We start from the raw sequence: 18,477 nt of genomic DNA, 5'->3' as shown, positions 1-18,477 counted from the left end.
GATAAAAATTTCTCCTTAGTTTTGTTTTGAATGGGATCTGGGTAACCAGGCTGGCACCTCACGCTGATAGTGCCGGTACGCGTCACCAAATTCGGCCAATGCCTGTTGCTCTTCCCGCCGGGCGAGGCGCACATAAACCACCACCAGGATCGGAAACATGATCAGGGTGGGCAGGGTCGGCCACTGCAACAGGAATCCGAACATGATGATGATAAACGCCAGATACTGGGGATGACGACAACGCGCGTACCAGCCCGAGCTGGCCAGGGTTCCTGCTTGCTGCGCCTGGTGCAACACGTTCCATGCCGAGGCCAGCAGGAAGAAGCCGAGAATAATGAGCACATTGCTGGCAATATGCAGCGGATCGAAGTGTGGATTGCCTTCAAGCCCCAACAAGGTGTGTAACAGATGGCCATTGTCGTGGCTGAGAAAGTCGATGTCTGGGTAGCGCTCGGCCAGCCAACCGGAAAGAAAGTAAATGCTCAGCGGAAAGCCATACATCTCGGTAAACAGAGCCAACACGAAAGCGGAAAAAGCGCCCAGGCTACGCCAGTCGGTGGTTGTCTTCGGCTTGACAAAACTGAAGGCAAAGAATATGAAAATGGCCGAGTTGATAATTACCAGCGACCATAATCCATAGGCTGATTCAGTGTGCATGAGGGCCTCCCGATCCATGCTTGTCCTTTTCTTTTGATGCCGTGCCGTGATCACCATGGCCGTGATGCATGAACAGGTGCATGAAAGGACAGGCGAGCAGGATCACATAGGGCAAAAACGCTAGCAGGTGGTCGCGATGTTCGACCAGCAGAAAATAGCTCGCCGCCACAATCAATCCAAGTGCCGCCATGCCTCTGGCGCTTAGCCAGAAGCTTCTGCTGGGTTTGTTCATGCGTCACCTCCCGTTGTCCTGTTGCGACGCAGCCGCAGCGCGTTACCGACCACCGATACCGAGCTCAGACTCATGGCCAGCGCGGCGATCAGCGGCGACAGCAGCCAACCGGTCAGTGGATACAAAACGCCGGCGGCGATGGGCACGCCCATGGCGTTATAAAGAAAAGCGAACATCAGGTTCTGGCGCATGTTGGCTACCGTATCGACCGATATTTGCCTGGCAATGGCGATGCCGCGCAGGTCACCTTTCACCAGGGTCAACTGCGCCGTACTCATGGCGACATCGGTGCCCGTACCCATGGCGATACCCACATCGGCACGGGCCAGAGCAGGCGCGTCATTGATGCCATCGCCGGCCATCGCTACATTGTGACCCTCAGCTTGCAGACGAGCTACCAGTTCATCCTTATCCTTGGGGCGTACCTCACCGTAAACCTCGTCGATGCCCAGTTCACGGCCGACGGCTCTCGCCGTGGTCAAGCCATCGCCCGTGGCCATCACCAGACGCAATCCGCTGGTGCTGAGCTCGCTGATGGCTTGTGGCGTGGAGGTTTTGACGGGATCGGCAACCGCGAGCAGGCCAGCCAACAGGCCGTCAACGGCCAGATAGATCACGCTGGCGCCTTTGCTGCGCAGTGTTTCCGCTTCATTGGCGACGGTGCGCCATTCGACCTTCTGCTCCTCCATTAAGGCGGTATTGCCCAGAGCGACAAAATGGTTATCCACCTTGCCACGCACGCCGATCCCGGAAGCTGACTCAAAATCAATCGCAGGGCTCAACTTCAGTTCCCGCTTGCGTGCTTCGGCTACAATCGCCTGCGCCAATGGGTGCTCACTGCCTTGGTCCACGCTGGCTGCCAGTCGTAAAACCTCATTAGGCGCGAGGCTGCCCGCCGAGATCACAGCATGGAAAGCGGGACGCCCCTCGGTCAGAGTTCCGGTCTTGTCGACGATCAGGGTATCCACCTGGCGCAAGTGTTCGATGGCGGCCGCATCCCTGAACAGTACGCCTCGGGTCGCGGCATTGCCAGTGGCCACCATGACCGACATGGGCGTCGCCAGACCCAGCGCGCAAGGACAGGCGATGATCAGCACCGCCACCGCGTTAATCAACCCGAATGCCCAGCTCGGTTCGGGTCCAAACAGGCCCCAAAGCATGAAGGTGGCGAGCGCAATACCCATCACCACCAGCACGAAATACCCCGCGACCACGTCAGCCATGCGTTGCATGGGGGCGCGGGAACGCTGCGCATTGGCGACTAGTTGCACGATCTGGGCGAGCACGGTGGCCGAGCCAACCTTTTCGGCCCGCATGATCAGTGCGCCGCTCGTATTGAGTGAGGCGCCGATTAGCACATCACCGGGTCGCTTGCTCACCGGCATGGGTTCGCCGGTGAGCATGGATTCATCGATGGCACTTTCACCTTCCAGCACCTGACCGTCCACCGGTACCTTCTCGCCGGGCCGAACGCGCAAGCGATCACCGGGATGCACATGTGTCAGAGGAATATCTTCCTCAGTGCCATCGTCGCGGAAGCGCCGTGCAGTCTTCGGCGCCAGACCCAGCAGCGCGCGAATGGCGGCACCGGTCTCCGAGCGTGCTTTCAGTTCTAGCACCTGACCGAGCAAGGTCAGTGAGATGATCACAGCCGCCGCCTCGAAATACACCGCCACTTGGCCATCGAGACGGAACGATGCTGGGAAAATGCCGGGAGCAAGTGTCGCGATGACGCTGTAAAGATAAGCGGCACCGGTACCGGTACCGATCAAAGTCCACATATTGGGGGAGAGCTGCTTCAGGGACTGAAACCAGCGTTTGAAGAAGGGCCGGCCAGACCAGATCACCACCGGGGTAGCCAGCGCCAGCTCCACCCAGGGGCGCGCCGTTCCCAGAAAATGGTCAAACGTCCCACCTGACATGGCAATCATTGTCACCACGAGGGTCAGGGGTAAGGTGTGCCAGAAACGACGTCTGAAATCTGCGAGTTCCGGATTTTCCCCTGTATCAGCACTGGGCATCACTGGTTCCAGAGCCATGCCACATTTCGGACAGGTGCCCGGGCTGAGTTGCCTTACTTCCGAGTGCATAGGGCAACTGTATTCGGTGTTGGTGTCACCCTCTAGGGGTAGGGGTTCGGAGCTTGTCAGATAGCGTTGTGGGTTATTCATGAATTTGCTGCGGCAAGGCGCGCTGCAAAAAGAGTACAGCCTGCCTTGAAACTCGGCCTTGTGGAAGGAGGTCTTCTTGACCGACATGCCGCACACTGGGTCGGTCAATTATGTGCTGTGGGGCTCGGCGCTCAGACGGACTGGGTGGCTGTGATGGGCATGTGACATAGTGACACCAACCTTAATGGTGTTCTGCGTCATCCGCACCGCGTGCGGTCAGGACCTGGTATTGCTGAGGCGACAGCTCGGGCAGGCGTTGCAGAAACGCCACCATGTTCCAGATACGTTCATCGTCATGTCCCGGTGCCCAAGCCGGCATGCCCGAGGCTTTAATGCCATGTTTAATAATCCAGAATTGTCGCTGAATGGCTGCGTCGTTATTATCGGTTTCAACGCCATGCTCGTGTCCATGTTCATCACTGCTCATGGTTAGATTAGGTGGCGCAGGATACAGTCCCAGAGTGAAATCACTATCTGTTTTGCCAGGCTTCAAATGACAACCTGAACACATGTCATTATAATCGGCGCCACCGGCCAGCAACCGTTCGGAAGTGTTTAGGTCTTGAGGAATTACAATATCACTGGCGGCCCTAGCTACGGATCGCTCACGTAAGGTTTCGAGTAACCAATAGGTCAGCTGATTGTGGGGAACATCGGCACCCATTGGATAGAAGCCCGAATAGAGAAAAAGCCCACCACCCGCAAGCGCAATAACAGCGGTAACGACAAGGCACTTAATGTAGGTAGTGAGCGTCGGCATGAAAATTCCTTGTATTGATTAGTGTTGGTGTTCAGATTTTTGTTGTTCGCTTTGAGTCTCATCTGGTGCAACGTTACTAGTAGACATGTCGTGATTCATCTCACTCATGCATTGCTTCATCATCGCCTGCATCATTGGGTCACTCATATCCATCTTGCTGTGGTCCATATTTTTCATGGCTGCGCAATCCGGTTTTTCAGCATCTTTCATATGCTCTTTGGGGTCATGGGCCTGTACAGAAAAAGCGATGGCCAGAGTCGTAAGCGCAATAAGCGAAGAGAAGTGTTTGCCTTTCATAGAAATGTACCTGTTACTTTCAATAAATGGTGATACCGAGGTATCGTTGGTTAAAACCAGAACCGCAATCCAGCTACGAATTGGGTGTCTGAGGTATCACGACCAGCCGAACGTCGGTAATCGGCTGTGTCGCCATAGGTGTCGGTCCACTCGACACCGATGTACGGCGCAAATTGCCGATTGAATTCATAACGCAGGCGCAAGCCAAGTGCTAAATCAGAGAGCCCCGAGCCCAGCCCGTTATCGAGGTCATCCTTGCCGTATAGGTTGAGTTCTGCACGGGGCTGCAGAATAAGTTTTTGTGTCAGCAGCAACTCATACTCCGCTTGAGCGGTGAACGCGGTTCGTCCATCCTCGCCAACATAGGCAGCAACATCGAGCTCGAACCAGTAGGGCGCTAGACCTTGCACACCCATTGCCAGCCATCGGCGATCTTTACCATCTCTATAATTGTCGAGTCGAATGCCAAGTTGGGTGTCGAAATACGCGTTGAGCGCATGGCCCCACAACAGATCGGTGGAACTTTCCTCAAGTGTGCCGTTGCTAATATCGCCTTCGGCTTTAATGACAAAGCGGTTGAAGGTGGTGCCATACCAAGCCTGTGCATCGTAAACCGTGCTGTCGTTGTCTTTCTGATATTCTAGGCGATCCGCCAGAACGGACCAGAAAGCGTGCTCATCCGCTAGTTTTAATTGTCTTGGACCTGGCTGTGCATAAGGCCCCTCGGTTAGCGTGTAACCGTCTGAATAGGCGTGAGGATCGCGGCCATCTACCGTTGTGGCACTTGCCTCCATTTGCATAGCGCTATGATCCATCTGCGCCAAGGCTGTAGACGCTTGAAATGCGCTGACAGCTAAAATCAGGTTGGTTAAGGGTTTCGTCAAAATCCGTTTCATGACACCACCACCTCGCGGAACATGCCCGCGTCCATATGAAACAGCAAATGGCAATGCCAGGCCCAGCGCCCAAGATCATGGGGTGTTGTCAGAAAACTGATGCGTTGTGCAGGCTGCACGGGAATTGTATGGCGCCGAACCCGCAATTCGCCCTGATCTGTTTCCAGTTCGCTCCACATGCCGTGCAAGTGCATGGGGTGCGTCATCATGGTGTCGTTTTGTAAAATGATTCTCACGCGTTCGTTATGACGTAAGGAGACTGGAGTGCTTTTGCCGAATTCAAGCCCGTCGAAAGACCAGCTATAGCGTTCCATATTGCCGGTGAGGTGTAGTTCCAGCTCTCTCGCTGGCGGGCGGCGGTCATCCAGTACACCATCGATGGATTTCAGGTCGGCCAGCGTCAGCACGCGGTGTCCCTGTGGGCGCAGTCCACGCTGGCTTAAGTTTCGCAGGCCAATACCGGGGTCGTCGAGATTGGTACTTGGCGTATCCACCCGTTGGTCAACCGAAGCCCCGTATTCGGTTCGGGCGTGGCGTATGGTAGATGAAGGTTTGGCAAGCGGGTTGTCAGAACCCTGCTGCATGCCGTGCATACTGTGGTCCATGGCCATACCGCCGGACATTTGGGAATGATCCATCTTGGTTTGGCCCATGGAGTCCATTTTCATCATGTCGTGGCCCATGGCGCCACCACCCATTGCTCCCATCATATCCTTCATGGTTAACCACTCGGGCGAATCGGGTTCTGGCACAGGCGCTGTTAAACCTTGCCGCACACTCAGGGTGCCGCGAGCGTAACCGCTGCGTTCCATGCTCTGGGCGAAGATCGTATAAGCGTCGTCCTGAGGCTCGACCATGATATCGTAGGTTTCGCCGGGGCCAAATCGGAATTCATCCACAGTGACCGGCTCGACATCCTGGCCATCTGCTTGGATTACCGTTAACTTCAAACCAGGAATGCGAACATCATAAAAGCTGTTGCTGGCGGCATTGATAAACCGCAGCCGTACGCGATCACCGCGCTGGAACAAGCCGTTCCAGTTGCCTGCCGGGGTGGTACCGTTCATCAGGAAGGTAAAGGTGGCTGCCGATAAATCGGCTAAATCGGTCGGACTCATCCGCATCTGATTCCACATCTGGCGTTTTTCCAGCGCCGCCTGTAATCCCATCTTTGAGACATCGTCAGTGAAATCGAAAAAGGTGGACTGATTGAAGTTATAGACATCGCTTTGAACTTTCAGTTTGCTGAGGGCGCGCATCGGGTCTTCATCGGTCCAGTCAGAAAGCTCCACCACATAATCCTGGTCAGCACGATGTTTTTCTTCACGTGGTTCAATGATCAAGGCGCCGTACATCCCCGTCATTTCCTGAAAGGCAGAGTGGCTATGGTACCAATAGGTGCCGCTCTGTTGTAACTTGAAACGGTAAACAAAGGTTTCTCCCGGCGCGATGCCTTTGAAACTGATGCCCGGTACACCATCCATTTGATAGGGCAGCAGTATTCCGTGCCAATGAATAGAAGTGTCGACAGGTAAACGATTAGTGACGCGAATGGTGACGTCATCGCCTTCACGCAATCGTAGCGTTGGTGCCGGGATGGAACCGTTGATGGTGGTGGCCATGCGCGTGACGCCAGTGAAATTGACGGGAGTTTCGGCGATCACTAGATCGATTTCTCGGCCGCTGAGTACTGGTGCTGAGCCCAGCGCGGTCGCACCTTTTACAGCCGCCTGCAACCAGGCCGGTGTGGCGGCCAGCACGCCACCGGCTGCAAGGCCCTGTACGAAGCGACGGCGTGTCGCACTATACGTTTTCATAAATACTCCAATTCAACGATATCGTTTTTCATAACCTTGCCTTCGATCACATCAACCGTGGCGAAATGCTCGTCGATGATCCCGTCGACGCTGACCTTACCGACCCACTCGCGAGCCCAGTCAGATTCACCTTCCTCAACGACATCCGTTCTAAACACGACGCGGTAGGCGTCCAGCACTTGCCCCACTTCAGCGCCCTTGGGTTCGCTGATGCAGATGACAGTGCGCCCGTCGGAGGCCTGCACCACCTGACCCACCATGACGTACCGATGGTAAAACGGACTATTGGCACATCCGGCCACCAGCAGCACGGCCAAAACGAGCGCCGCGTTTCGCAGAAATTGAATATGCATTACACACCTCCAAGAGTCATTGTCATGAATCGTATAGCGCGGCCTTTCTCGAAACAGCTGAACGGGCGAGCCAGTGACGGTGACCGATACCAACCCGCATCAGCACAGATAAATCCTATATTAACTAATCTCCCCTGTCAGCCAGATGACCCGTAGATTACAAAAATGTCACCTTGGTATGATCTTACTGTGGGGAATGACCCGCTAGACTGATATAAAACGTGATAAGCGAGGTATTTATGCGACTACTGTTGGTCGAGGATGAAATCAAGACTGGCGACTATTTGCGGCAGGGGTTGAGCGAAGCCGGTTTTCAAGTGTCCCTGGCTCGCAACGGTCTCGATGGCCACCATCTGGCGATGACCGAGTCTTTCGACCTGATTGTGCTGGATGTCATGCTGCCCGACGTGGATGGCTGGCGCATCGTGCAGTCGCTGCGTGAGGCGGGTCGCCAGACACCGGTGCTGTTCCTTACCGCGCGCGACCGCGTGGATGACCGGGTCAAGGGGCTGGAGCTGGGCGCCGATGACTACTTGGTAAAACCCTTCGCCTTTGCCGAGTTGCTGGCACGGGTGCGCACCTTGTTGCGCAGGGGTTCGGCACCACCCCTGTCGGATCAGCTCAAAGTGGCCGATCTCGTGCTGGATCTGCCTAGGCACCGGGTCACGCGCGCCGGCCGAAAAATCAATCTCAGCCACAAGGAATTCTGCCTGCTGGAACTGCTGGTGCGCCGTCAGGGTGAGGTGTTGCCGCGTTCGCTGATCGCCTCGCAGGTCTGGGACATGAATTTTGATTCCGACACCAACGTGATCGATGTGGCCATCCGTCGATTGCGCGCAAAAATCGACGACGACTTCGAGCCCAGGCTGATCCACACGGTGCGTGGCATGGGTTACAAGCTTGATGTGGAAGCAGAAGATGATGGCGACTGAGCGGCGTCCGCTTTCGCTAACCGCCAGGGTCATGGTCTTTGTCGCGTTGGCCATCGGCATCAGCCTGGTATTGATCGGCAATCTGGTGCTCGGTGCCGTCGAGAGGCATTTCGCCGAGCAGGACGCGGACGAGTTGGTCGTGATCAACCAGGCGGTAACGCAGACCCTGCAAAGGGTGGATGATCCGCTCCGGTTACCGGTGGCGTTGTCGCAGGCGGTGTCGGGACACCACGGTGTTTATTTTCAGGTGTGGAATGGCCGTGGCCAGCTGGTGTTCGCTACACCGGGGGCTGACTTCGCGCAGGCTATAGTAGCTTTTTCCCCCGTTAAGCGGATCCATGCCGATAACCTGGCTACTTGGCACATTGACGGAAATGCCTATCGGGGTGTCGTCACACGGTTTGTCAGCGACAGCCAGGAATATCGCATTGCCACGGCGATCGGCATGGACTTCCACCTGCATTTTCTGCAAGGGTTTCGCCGCAGTCTCTGGATTATCATGTTGCTTACTGGCGGTGTGACTTTGCTAGCGGCGTGGTTTGGGGTACACCAGGGACACGCGCCTTTACGCGGTCTCTCGGACGAGATGCGCAGTATTCAGGCCGACCGATTGCATATGCGACTTGATTTTCGCAGCATGCCCCTGGAACTACGGGATCTGGCCTCCGCCTTTAATCAGATGATTGAGCGACTGGAAGACAGCTTCACGCGGCTGTCGCATTTCTCGGCGGATATCGCCCACGAACTACGAACCCCGCTGACCAATCTCATCACCCAGACTCAAGTGGCGTTGGGCAGGGCCAGAACACTGGACGAATATCGTGAGCTCCTGTACTCCAATCTGGAAGAGCAAGAACGCCTGGCCAAGATGGTTAACGACATGCTCTGGCTGGCCAAGAGCGACCACGGCCTGCTCAAACCGGTGCAGGTAACGCTGGATCTGGCCACCGAGGTCAGGGAGCTGTTCGACTTCTTCGGGGCGCTGGCGGAGGAAAAACATATCACCCTGTCTTTAGAGGGTCAGGCACCGGGGGTAATGGGTGATCGCGCCATGCTACGCAGGGCCATCTCCAACCTGCTGTCGAACGCCATTCGGCACACCCCGGCGGGCAAATGGATAAAGGTTCGATTGACTAAAGCGGCGAATGACTCAGTATCGCTGAGTGTGATCAACCCGGACTCCGAAATTCCTGCACAGCACCTACCAAACCTGTTTGATCGCTTTTACCGCGCCGATCCGTCCAGAACACGCCAAAGCGAGGGTGCCGGTCTCGGATTGGCCATTGTTCACTCCATTGTTGAGACCCATGGTGGTCGTGTCGAGGCAAGCTCCGACCCGAACGCCACCACCTTCACCCTGTTTCTGCCTGTCACCGATGAGCGAAGCGCCTGAGCATGAGCGTGTCCAGCAAAACACGCCAGGCCCAATCGTGGCGAGGTGAGGTAGCCATGGTGCCGGGGCTCATCGCCTTTCGGGGTGAAGCTGGCGATAACAAGCCCCACAAACATTGGGCGCATCAGATTGTTGTGGGTCTGGGCAACCCGGTTGAGGTGCGCGTTGGCCATGCGTATTATGCCGGGACGAGTCTGTTGATCCCCGCCGGTACAATCCATCAATTACAAACTGCCAGGGTGTTGTGCCTCTATGCCGATCCGACCCACAATGCCTGTAAAACCCTGCTCCCCCAGACGATGGCACAAAACATTTCCATTATTGAGATTGACGGCACGCGGCAACTCATCCAGTTAAGCAGCGCAGACGATCTGCAAGCTGCGCTTGAGGATTTTCGGAAAGCCTGCACCTGTGGCGACGTATCTGGCCTGGATAATCGGTTCCAACAGGTGGTGGAAGCGTTGCGATCCGAGTTAATGCTTGGACGGGAACCTTCCCGTACCGACTTGGCTGAACTTGCCCACCTCTCATCGAGCCGATTCTCTCACTGGTTCAGCGAGCAAGCCGGCTTGCCGTTCAGGAGCTACAAGAAGTGGCTGAAGCTACTGCTGGCATTCGAACTCACCCAAAGCAGGTCGCTCACGGATGCCGCAATGACGGCCGGTTTTGCCGATCAAGCCCACTTTTGCCGTGCCGCGATGGAAGCGTTTGGCGTCAACCCTGCAACAATTAAACAGCTGCTTTCGGAAAAATAGCTCTTTCGTTCAATTGTGCATTGCTTATTCAGTGCAAAATGAGCGCTCTATGATGTTTGAGAGGTTTCCGGAATGAGTGCAATTCGATGGTTGATCAAGCTATTTTATCTGCCGGTTTTTCTATTGGCCGGCAATGGTATTGCTATTTATCTTGTAGGGTCAGGACACGCTGATGCCTGGTTGGCTTTATTACTATCCGGATTTGTGGGTCTGTCGTTCATTTGCGAAAAGGTTGTTCCCTATGACCCCACGTTCAATCTATCCCAACAGGATCAAGGCACAGACTTTATTCATGCCATCGTCAACGAATCACTCAATATACTTGGGCTTTTAATGCTTCCACTGGTTGGTCAGGCGTTTTCGCTGATAGACCTTTGGCCATCCAGCCTGCCGCTACCGTTACAACTGGTCGTGGCGATCTTGATTGCCGATATGGGTATTACCCTGGCTCATTTCGCCAGCCACCGCTTCCAAAGCCTGTGGAAACTGCATGCCGTCCATCACAGCTCACGGCGCTTATATGGTTTTAATGGATTGATGAAGCATCCACTGCACCAGTTAATCGAAACCGTAGCGGGAACCATGCCGCTGCTTTTGATGGGTGTGCCACACAACATCATGCTGTTACTGGTTGTGGCGGTAGTGCTCCAACTACTTTTGCAACACTCCAACGTGGCGTATTTTTCAGGGCCGCTAAAGTACATTCTGGCGATCAACAGTGTGCACCGATTTCATCATCTGAACACTGCCAAGGAAGGCGATGTGAACTTTGGGCTGTTTACCACTTTGACGGACAGGATTCTGGGGACGGCTTATTTTGACTCTTCCCGAAAAATTGCCATAAAAGATCTTGGTATTTCCTCGGAGCCCGATTACCCAACGCATTATATGGGTCAATTGCTTCAGCCTTTTAAGTGACAGAGCTAGCAATCATTCTGATGGAAAAAATGAGTTTGCTGCTGAACGCTGAATCCCTAAAAAAGGGAAAGTAAATCCGCAGGATCGACATCATTTTGGTGCAAACATTATAATGCCCATCCCTACCAGGGTGACGGTCACGCCAACAAAATCCCACAGATGCGGGCGAATCCCATCCACACTCCACAACCACAATATGGCCACCGAAACATAAACGCCGCCATAGGCCGCATAAACCCGACCTGCGGCGATCGGATGAAGAGACAGCAACCAGGCAAACAGCGCCAAGCTGAACGCTGACGGCAGCAGAACCCATGCGGATGCCGATTTCTTCAGCCAGAGGTATGGAAGATAACAGCCGACTATTTCCGCTATAGCGGTGATGATGAACAAACCGAGCGTGTAGAGGATGGACATACGAAGTTTTCTTGTTAATGCGGGTCCATTTGGCTGGACACGGGCTGATCCCGGCAAGCTTCTTCGGCCAGCTCGATCTCAATGGTGGTGTGAGCCAGATCGTAGGTTTCCAGGGCTGACTGGATGGTGGCCTTGAGCTGTGCGTATCTCGCCAGATCTTGCGTCTGCACGGCTTTGACATGAGCTGTCAGTACGTGGTGCTCTCCATCGAGGGACCAGAGGTGCAAATGGTGTACGTCGTCGATTTCCTTGAGTGACATCAGGGACGCACGAACGCTCTCCAGCAAATCTGGCTCCGGCACGGCCTGAAAAAACAACCGCCCTGTTGCCCAGAGATTACGCAGTACGTTGATCAGAATAAACAAGGTGAAGCCGATCGACAGCAGTGGGTCGAGAATGGGCCAGTCCACAAATTGCATGACCGTCGCCACAATCAGCACAGCCACCCAACCCAGCACGTCTTCCAGCAAATGCCAGTTGAGTACTTTTTCGTTCAAGGTTTTTCCCTGACTAAGGCGATAGGCGGCGTAGCCATTTACCGCCACGCCCAGCACGGCAAGGGCCAACATGCCTTCGGTATGTGGCATGACGGGGTCTGCCAAGCGGGGAATGGCCGTGACCAGTACCCAGACCGATCCCGCGATTAACACTAGACCATTAATCAGGGCACCGAACAGCGACAACCGCCGATAGCCGTAGGTGTATTCAGGATTGGCGGATTTCCTGCCCAGGCGGTTCAGCAGCCAGGCGCTGCCAATGGAGAGGCTGTCGCCCAGGTCATGGACCGCATCGGCCATGATGGCGGTGCTATTGGTCAACCAGCCACCAACGAATTCGATAACGGTAAAAATCAGGTTTAACCAAAAAGCCAAGCCCATTCGCTTGGAGCTATCATCGTGCGAATGTTGATGCATACGTTATTTCTCCAGTCGATGATTGGCTTGGCGTTGGGTAGCTAAACGATTAATGATCCTCGGTGCCGCCGATGGGCAGGGCTTGTTCGATTGGGCTGACATAGACCCAGCCGGATATGTCAGGTCCGATTTTCCCGGTTTTTCGAATGATCGAGGTCACCTCATCCACCTGATTGTCTTCACATACCAGAGACAATTGGACTTCTGAGATAACCACGCCAGCTTCGGCTGAATACGCCAGTTCCCGTTCCCCTAAAGGCTTCAAGGACCCTTTGATATCGAGTATTGATAGGTTTTTGTAGCCTGCGTCACGCAATGCATCGATGACATCGGCGGATCGAACGTGGTGGATAAAGGCGGTAATTTGTTTCATGTAAATACTCCAAAAAAATTCGCTATTACTGTTAGATGGATCGCGGAAAGAGGATACTTGCCGCGATCCTGAGGGTGTTACTGAGCGATCGGATCGCCATTGTTATCAATCGCTTTTGGCCTTCGCCAAGCCAATCGATACAGACCGGGGAGCACCAATAACGTAAGTAATGTGGAAGAGATAATGCCGCCGATAACCACCGTGGCCAGTGGCCGCTGGACTTCTGCCCCGGTGCTGGTATTGAGTGCCATCGGCAGGAAACCTAATGCGGCCACCAGAGCGACCATCAATATCGGCCGCAATCTCAACATGGCGCCGCCCAGAATCGCCTGCTCGACGGATTCACCGCGATTGAGCTCATCCCGAAAGGCCGACACCATCATGACCCCGGTCAGTACCGATACACCGCATAAAGTAATAAACCCAACACCGGCGGTAATCGAGAGGGGGATGTCCCGTAACCACAAGGCGATAATGCCACCGGTCAGCGCCAGCGGTACGCCACTAAAGACCAATGCCGCATCTTTTGCTGAGCCAAAGGTCATCATCAACAGTGCAAAAATCATCACCAAAGTGACGGGGACTAACAGGCTTAACCGCTGCGAGGCCGATTGCAGTTGCTCAAACGTGCCGCCGTATTCCAGCCAATAACCAGGTGGCAATTTCACTTGTTGCGCCACTTTGTCCTGAACTTCGGCCACAAAGCCACCCAAATCACGACCGCGAACATTGGCACTGACTACCAGTCGACGCTTGCCGTTTTCACGAGAGATCTGATTCGGTCCGGGGGCCAGCGTGAGACTAGCCACTTCGCGCAGCGGCACGTAGCCGCCATCTGGCAGCGGTATCGGCAAACGCTCCAACGCGCGCAAGTCACCCCTGACGCGCTCGGCTACCCGCACCACTATCGAGAAACGCTGATCGCCCTCAAAGATCAGGCCGGCTTCCTCACCACCCGTGGCGGCGGCGACCACGTCCTGTACATCGGCGACATTCAAACCATAACGATACAGGGCTGAACGGTCGGCATTGATGGATAGAATAGGTAACCCAGACACCTGCTCGACCTTAACCCCTTCGGCGCCCTCGATACCGTTCAATACCGCCGCGATTTCGCCGCCAGATTTCAGCAGTTGCGTCAAATCGTCGCCAAACACCTTGATCCCGAGATCGGATCGCACACCCGATATTAACTCGTTAAAACGCAGCTGGATCGGCTGACTGATCTCGAAGGCATTACCCGGCAATAATGATAACTTCTCACCGATTTCCTCCAGCAACTGCGCTTTGGTTTTGTCAGGGTCAGGCCATTCACTGTGATCCTTGAGCATGACATAACCATCGGAAATGTTCGGCCCCATGGGGTCACTGGCGACTTCAGCCGTGCCGACGCGCGAGAAGTAGGTTTTGACTTCAGGGATTTCCAGCACCGCTTTTTCCAATTGAAACTGCATATCCAAAGATTGAGTGAGACTGGTACCCGGTATTCGCAGCGCCTGGATGGCAATATCGCCCTCATCCAGATTCGGGATAAATTCCGTACCCATCCGCGTTGCCAGTGCGCCGACCAAAACCACAAAGATCAGGGCCGCAGACAATACGAGTACGCGAAATTTGAGTGCCCACGCCAAAACCGGGGCGTAAAACCGTTTGGAGTGGCGAACAATAAAATTGTCCTTCTCCTCGATATGCCCCGTCATAAACAGCGCCACGGCGGCAGGGACGAAGGTGAGTGACAGCACCAGCGCAGACAGCAAGGCCATGATTACCGCCATGGCCATGGGCGTAAACATTTTTCCTTCCACGCCGGTTAGCGCCAGGATGGGTAAGTTCACCAGAATCACTACCAATACGCTGATCAAACTCGGTGTAAATACCTCGCGGGTGGCCGCAAACACCGTTTGAAAACGTTCGTCCAGCTTTAAGGTGCGCCCAAGGTGGTGCTGGCGTCCGGCCAGGCGCAAAATGCAGTTTTCGACAATGATCACCGCGCCATCCACAATCAAGCCAAAATCGAGCGCACCCAAACTCATCAGATTGGCGCTGACCTTGGTCTGCACCATGCCTGTCATCAACATCAACATGGATAAAGGGATCACCATCGCCGTGAGCAAGGCCGCCCGCACGTTGCCCAGCATGACCAGGAGCACGACAACAACCAATATCGCGCCTTCCGCCAGGTTGGCCTGTACCGTGGCAATGGTTTTATCGACCAGTACCGTACGGTTATAAACCGGCTCAGCAATCACGCCTTCAGGCAGCGTTTTATTGATCTCCAGCAACTTGGCCGACACCGCCTGGGAAACCGTCCGGCTATTACCGCCCAACAGCATGACGGCGGTACCCAATACTGTCTCCTCACCGTTGAGTGTCGCAGCACCGGTGCGCAATTCCTTGCCGAATCCAACCTCGGCCACGTCAGCCACGGTAATAGGTAAGCCGTCACGACGGGCGACGATGATTTTTTCGATCGCCGGGATGTCAGCTACCTGTCCGGGTGCGCGGATCAAATATTGCTCGCCATTTTTTTCAATATATCCGGCACCGATGTTGGCGTTGTTTTTCTCCAATGCCGCCACCAGATCGTCGAAGCTGAGCTGGTAGGCCAGCAGCTTTGCAGGCTCAGGGGTGATGTGGAACTGCTTCTCGAAACCGCCAATGGTATTGACTTCGGTGACGCCGGGAACCAGACGCAACTGGGGACGGATCACCCAATCCTGCAAGGTGCGTAAGGCCGTTGCATCATAGGGCTCACCGTTTTCTTGCAAGGCGCCCGGTTTTGCATGCACCGCATAGTGAAAGATTTCACCGAGACCTGTGGCAACGGGTCCCATAACCGGTTCGATCCCCGAAGGCATCTCGCTTTTCGCCTGCTGCAAGCGCTCGTTGATCAGGTTGCGGGCGAAATAGATGTCCGTGCCTTTTTCAAACACCACGGTCACCTGAGACAGGGCGTAGCGTGACAGCGAACGGGTGCTCTCCACATAGGGCAACCCAGTGATGGCCAGTTCTACCAGGTAGGTAATGCGTTGCTCCACTTCCAGTGGTGAATAACCTGGGGCTTCCGTATTGATTTGCACCTGGACATTGGTGATATCGGGTACCGCGTCAATGGGCAGCTGCTGATAGTTCCAGACACCCAGGGCCCCAATTACCAGCACCAGAAACATCACCAGCCAGCGGCGCGCGATGGAAAATTGAATGAGTTTATCTATCATGGTGAACTCCTATTGTGGGTTCATATGACCGGTTAAAGCCGTGTAGGTGGTTCGACGTCGTAAATGGTGCCAAGAATACTGTTTTAGTGTCCATGTTCAGCATCCTCCTTGCCCAGCTCCGATTTCAGAGTAAAGCTGTTTTTGCTGACATACACTTCATCTGCGGACAGACCTGCCACCACTTCGCTTAGCTCACCGTCGGTTCGCCCCAAAGTCACTGTACGTGGTTCAAAACCTTCCTCACCCCGAACAAAAACGACAGGGTTATCCTCGACGATTTGCAAGGCTTCGTTGCGGATCACCATTGGAGCGGCTATTTCTGCGCGGGTGATTTGCGCGTTGACAAAGAGACCGGGTTTCCAAATGCCATTCGGGTTGTCGATCAAAGCGCGCGCCATAATGGCCTGATTACCAGCTTGGCCAAGCGGCGCAATATAGATGATTTTTCCCTCTGCGATTTGGGTCGAATCGAGACTGAGAATGCGAACCCGCTGGCCTAATTCAACCTGGGCAACATCCTTGGGAAAAATCGACAGCTCTACCCAGACCGTGGAGAAATCCTGCACTACCAACAGCGGGGTATCGCTGGTTTGCTCGCCAGGGTTTGCGTGGCGCTGGGTAATAACGCCATTGAGTGCAGAGGCAATCGAATAGGTTTTCAGGCTTTCGTTGGCTTCTACAGACAACAGGGCTTCGCCTTTGCGAACCGAATCACCAACACTTTTTTTAACTTCCCGAATAACGCCGTCGAAGCGTGCCGTTACCGACTGTACACGCTCTGCGTTGGTTGCGACGACGCCATATACTGGCAAAACATCACGGATGGTGCCCGAGGTAACGGTTGCCAGCGTAATGCCGGCATGTTTTATCTGCTCCAGGGTCAGCTCGACATGGCCTTCTTCACCGTGCTCTTCCTCTTCTCCGTGACCCGTCTCGGCGAAAGTTTGTCCAGACAACAGGGTGATCGCAAAGCAACACGTAATTAGACGGATAAATGATTTTTTTAACTGGGTATTTGATTTCATTGTGGGGTTCCTGAAAATGTGTAGTCTTCGCCATACTGCGTCAAGGCCAAGGGCTCTGCTGTTAGCTGCTCAATTTCTGCGCCATAGGTTAAGGCCGCTGCGGCCGCTTCGATCTGGGTACGCCTGGCGCTCAATAATTCCTGCCGTGCACTGACATAGTCGAGATACCCGTACCGGCCCCGTTGATAGGCCGCCTGTGTTTCTACCAGCGCTTGTTCAAGGGCGGGAATGATCGCGGTACGTAGCGCCTTGACCGCGACAATGGCTTGCTTGCGGTTGTGAAAAGCCCGGAACAGTTGCGTGTGTAGATCCAGCAGCATTACGTCGCGCTCTGCCAACACCTGATTTTTTTCGGCCAACGCGGTCGAAACCGCGCCGGCATTTCGCTTGCCGGAAAACAAGGGCATGCTGAAACCCGCTACCAATGCGGTGTCATCGGTCTCCTGCAAGCGACGAACCCCCACCGACCAACTGATATCGGCACTGGATTGGGTTTGAGCAAGGCGTATTTCTGCTTCTTTGAGACGGGACTCTACTGCGAATACTTCTATCGCAGGATTTTTTTCAACTTTGGCGTACAACAGGTCGAATGCCACGTCCTCGCCAAACTGGAATAGATCACCTTCCACTTTGTCAAAGTCCGGTGAGGTTACCCCCCACAAGGCAGACAACGACACTTTCAAATAAGCAAGCCGTTGCTGCTCCGAAAGCAAAGCGAGCTTCGCTTGCTCGGCAGCGGCCTGTGCCCGTTTGACTTCCGCCTCGGGTGTCGCTCCCGCCGTAGCCCGCTTTTTCACAATGCGTAAGCTCTCGCTCGCCAATTGGGCGGCCTCGCCAGCCAGGGTGACCTGCTCCTGTGCCGCTAGCACATCGACGTAACGGCGGGTGACTTCGCCCAATAAGGCCAAGGATTCCACCTGTCGGCTGGCATTGAGCACCGACCGACTGTGGGAGATTACGCCTTGCCGTGCCGCGCGCTTATCCCCCATTTCGATGACCGAAGACAGCGCAATGGTGAGTTCAGCACCACCTGCGCCGCTGAAGTCCCCAGTGCCCCCGACATTTTCAGCGTCAAATCCCAGCTCATACGCCGGCCTTAACCCGGCTGTTTCGGCCTGCCCTTGAAGGGCTGCGTAGCGGTAGGGAAAAACTTTTAAAGAAGGGTTTTGTGACAAGGCGCGCTGCACCGCATTGGTCAGCGTGATCGTTGAGTCCCCAGGTGCGGCGTTAAGCCCCGACGAAGAAATAAAAAATAATAAACTGAACAGAATGCAGCGGCTTTTGATATTCCGCCGACCCGTAGCGCCAGAACCCGGCGCAGTACGTATTGATAGCATATGGTAGATCCT

General features: G+C 54.7%; 18 protein-coding genes. 4 read left to right on the top strand and 14 right to left on the bottom strand.

Annotation, left to right across the window (positions count from 1 at the left end; translation table 11 throughout):
• Positions 1-15: 15 nt before the first annotated feature.
• The 8 genes from TOL_RS02745 to TOL_RS02705 form a co-directional block, all read right to left on the bottom strand.
• Positions 16-657, bottom strand: coding sequence for a methyltransferase family protein (locus TOL_RS02745; RefSeq protein ID WP_015485741.1), 642 nt, complete (start codon positions 655-657; stop codon positions 16-18).
• Positions 647-889, bottom strand: coding sequence for a DUF2933 domain-containing protein (locus tag TOL_RS02740; RefSeq protein ID WP_015485740.1), 243 nt, complete (start codon positions 887-889; stop codon positions 647-649). The genes TOL_RS02745 and TOL_RS02740 overlap by 11 nt, the downstream gene beginning before the upstream one ends.
• Complete coding sequence (locus TOL_RS02735; protein ID WP_223248759.1) at positions 886-3,156, bottom strand: heavy metal translocating P-type ATPase; 2,271 nt, start codon at positions 3,154-3,156, stop codon at positions 886-888. Before TOL_RS02735 ends, TOL_RS02740 begins: the two co-directional genes overlap by 4 nt.
• A gap of 85 nt (positions 3,157-3,241) precedes the next feature.
• On the bottom strand, positions 3,242-3,820 hold the full coding sequence (locus TOL_RS02725) for a c-type cytochrome (RefSeq protein ID WP_015485738.1): 579 nt from the start codon (positions 3,818-3,820) through the stop codon (positions 3,242-3,244).
• Between the two features lie 18 nt (positions 3,821-3,838).
• The gene (locus tag TOL_RS02720; RefSeq protein WP_015485737.1) at positions 3,839-4,117 is read right to left on the bottom strand and encodes a hypothetical protein; all 279 of its coding nucleotides are present in this window, start codon (positions 4,115-4,117) and stop codon (positions 3,839-3,841) included.
• A gap of 50 nt (positions 4,118-4,167) precedes the next feature.
• Positions 4,168-5,001, bottom strand: coding sequence for a copper resistance protein B (locus TOL_RS02715; RefSeq protein WP_231848004.1), 834 nt, complete (start codon positions 4,999-5,001; stop codon positions 4,168-4,170).
• Between the two features lie 8 nt (positions 5,002-5,009).
• Entirely contained in the window at positions 5,010-6,830 is a 1,821-nt protein-coding gene (locus tag TOL_RS02710; protein ID WP_015485735.1) for a copper resistance system multicopper oxidase, read from the bottom strand.
• The gene (locus TOL_RS02705) at positions 6,827-7,183 is read right to left on the bottom strand and encodes a hypothetical protein (protein ID WP_015485734.1); all 357 of its coding nucleotides are present in this window, start codon (positions 7,181-7,183) and stop codon (positions 6,827-6,829) included. Before TOL_RS02705 ends, TOL_RS02710 begins: the two co-directional genes overlap by 4 nt.
• Before the next feature lie 239 nt (positions 7,184-7,422).
• On the opposite strand from TOL_RS02705, the gene TOL_RS02700 reads away from it, so the two are divergent.
• The 4 genes from TOL_RS02700 (at position 7,423) to TOL_RS02685 (ending at position 11,181) form a co-directional block, all read left to right on the top strand.
• The gene (locus TOL_RS02700) at positions 7,423-8,115 is read left to right on the top strand and encodes a heavy metal response regulator transcription factor (RefSeq protein WP_015485733.1); all 693 of its coding nucleotides are present in this window, start codon (positions 7,423-7,425) and stop codon (positions 8,113-8,115) included.
• Entirely contained in the window at positions 8,087-9,508 is a 1,422-nt protein-coding gene (locus TOL_RS02695; RefSeq protein WP_231848003.1) for a heavy metal sensor histidine kinase, read from the top strand. Before TOL_RS02700 ends, TOL_RS02695 begins: the two co-directional genes overlap by 29 nt.
• A gap of 56 nt (positions 9,509-9,564) precedes the next feature.
• Complete coding sequence (locus tag TOL_RS18100) at positions 9,565-10,263, top strand: helix-turn-helix domain-containing protein (protein WP_015485731.1); 699 nt, start codon at positions 9,565-9,567, stop codon at positions 10,261-10,263.
• 72 nt (positions 10,264-10,335) lie between these two features.
• The gene (locus TOL_RS02685; protein ID WP_015485730.1) at positions 10,336-11,181 is read left to right on the top strand and encodes a sterol desaturase family protein; all 846 of its coding nucleotides are present in this window, start codon (positions 10,336-10,338) and stop codon (positions 11,179-11,181) included.
• Positions 11,182-11,271: 90 nt separating this feature from the next.
• Here TOL_RS02685 and TOL_RS02680 read toward each other — a convergent pair whose 3' ends face one another.
• The 6 genes from TOL_RS02680 to TOL_RS02655 form a co-directional block, all read right to left on the bottom strand.
• A complete protein-coding gene (locus TOL_RS02680; protein ID WP_015485729.1) occupies positions 11,272-11,598 on the bottom strand; it encodes a YnfA family protein in 327 nt (108 codons plus the stop codon).
• A gap of 14 nt (positions 11,599-11,612) precedes the next feature.
• Complete coding sequence (locus TOL_RS02675; RefSeq protein WP_015485728.1) at positions 11,613-12,512, bottom strand: cation diffusion facilitator family transporter; 900 nt, start codon at positions 12,510-12,512, stop codon at positions 11,613-11,615.
• Between the two features lie 49 nt (positions 12,513-12,561).
• On the bottom strand, positions 12,562-12,885 hold the full coding sequence (locus TOL_RS02670; RefSeq protein ID WP_015485727.1) for a P-II family nitrogen regulator: 324 nt from the start codon (positions 12,883-12,885) through the stop codon (positions 12,562-12,564).
• Positions 12,886-12,962: 77 nt separating this feature from the next.
• On the bottom strand, positions 12,963-16,103 hold the full coding sequence (locus tag TOL_RS02665; RefSeq protein ID WP_015485726.1) for an efflux RND transporter permease subunit: 3,141 nt from the start codon (positions 16,101-16,103) through the stop codon (positions 12,963-12,965).
• 83 nt (positions 16,104-16,186) lie between these two features.
• Entirely contained in the window at positions 16,187-17,128 is a 942-nt protein-coding gene (locus TOL_RS02660; RefSeq protein ID WP_015485725.1) for an efflux RND transporter periplasmic adaptor subunit, read from the bottom strand.
• The gene (locus TOL_RS02655; RefSeq protein ID WP_015485724.1) at positions 17,125-18,465 is read right to left on the bottom strand and encodes a TolC family protein; all 1,341 of its coding nucleotides are present in this window, start codon (positions 18,463-18,465) and stop codon (positions 17,125-17,127) included. The genes TOL_RS02660 and TOL_RS02655 overlap by 4 nt, the downstream gene beginning before the upstream one ends.
• Positions 18,466-18,477: the final 12 nt, after the last annotated feature.

Source organism: Thalassolituus oleivorans MIL-1, from assembly GCF_000355675.1.
GTDB lineage: Bacteria > Pseudomonadota > Gammaproteobacteria > Pseudomonadales > Oceanobacteraceae > Thalassolituus > Thalassolituus oleivorans.
Note: the sequence above shows the minus strand (reverse complement) of the source record. Positions and strands in the feature narration are given on the sequence as shown.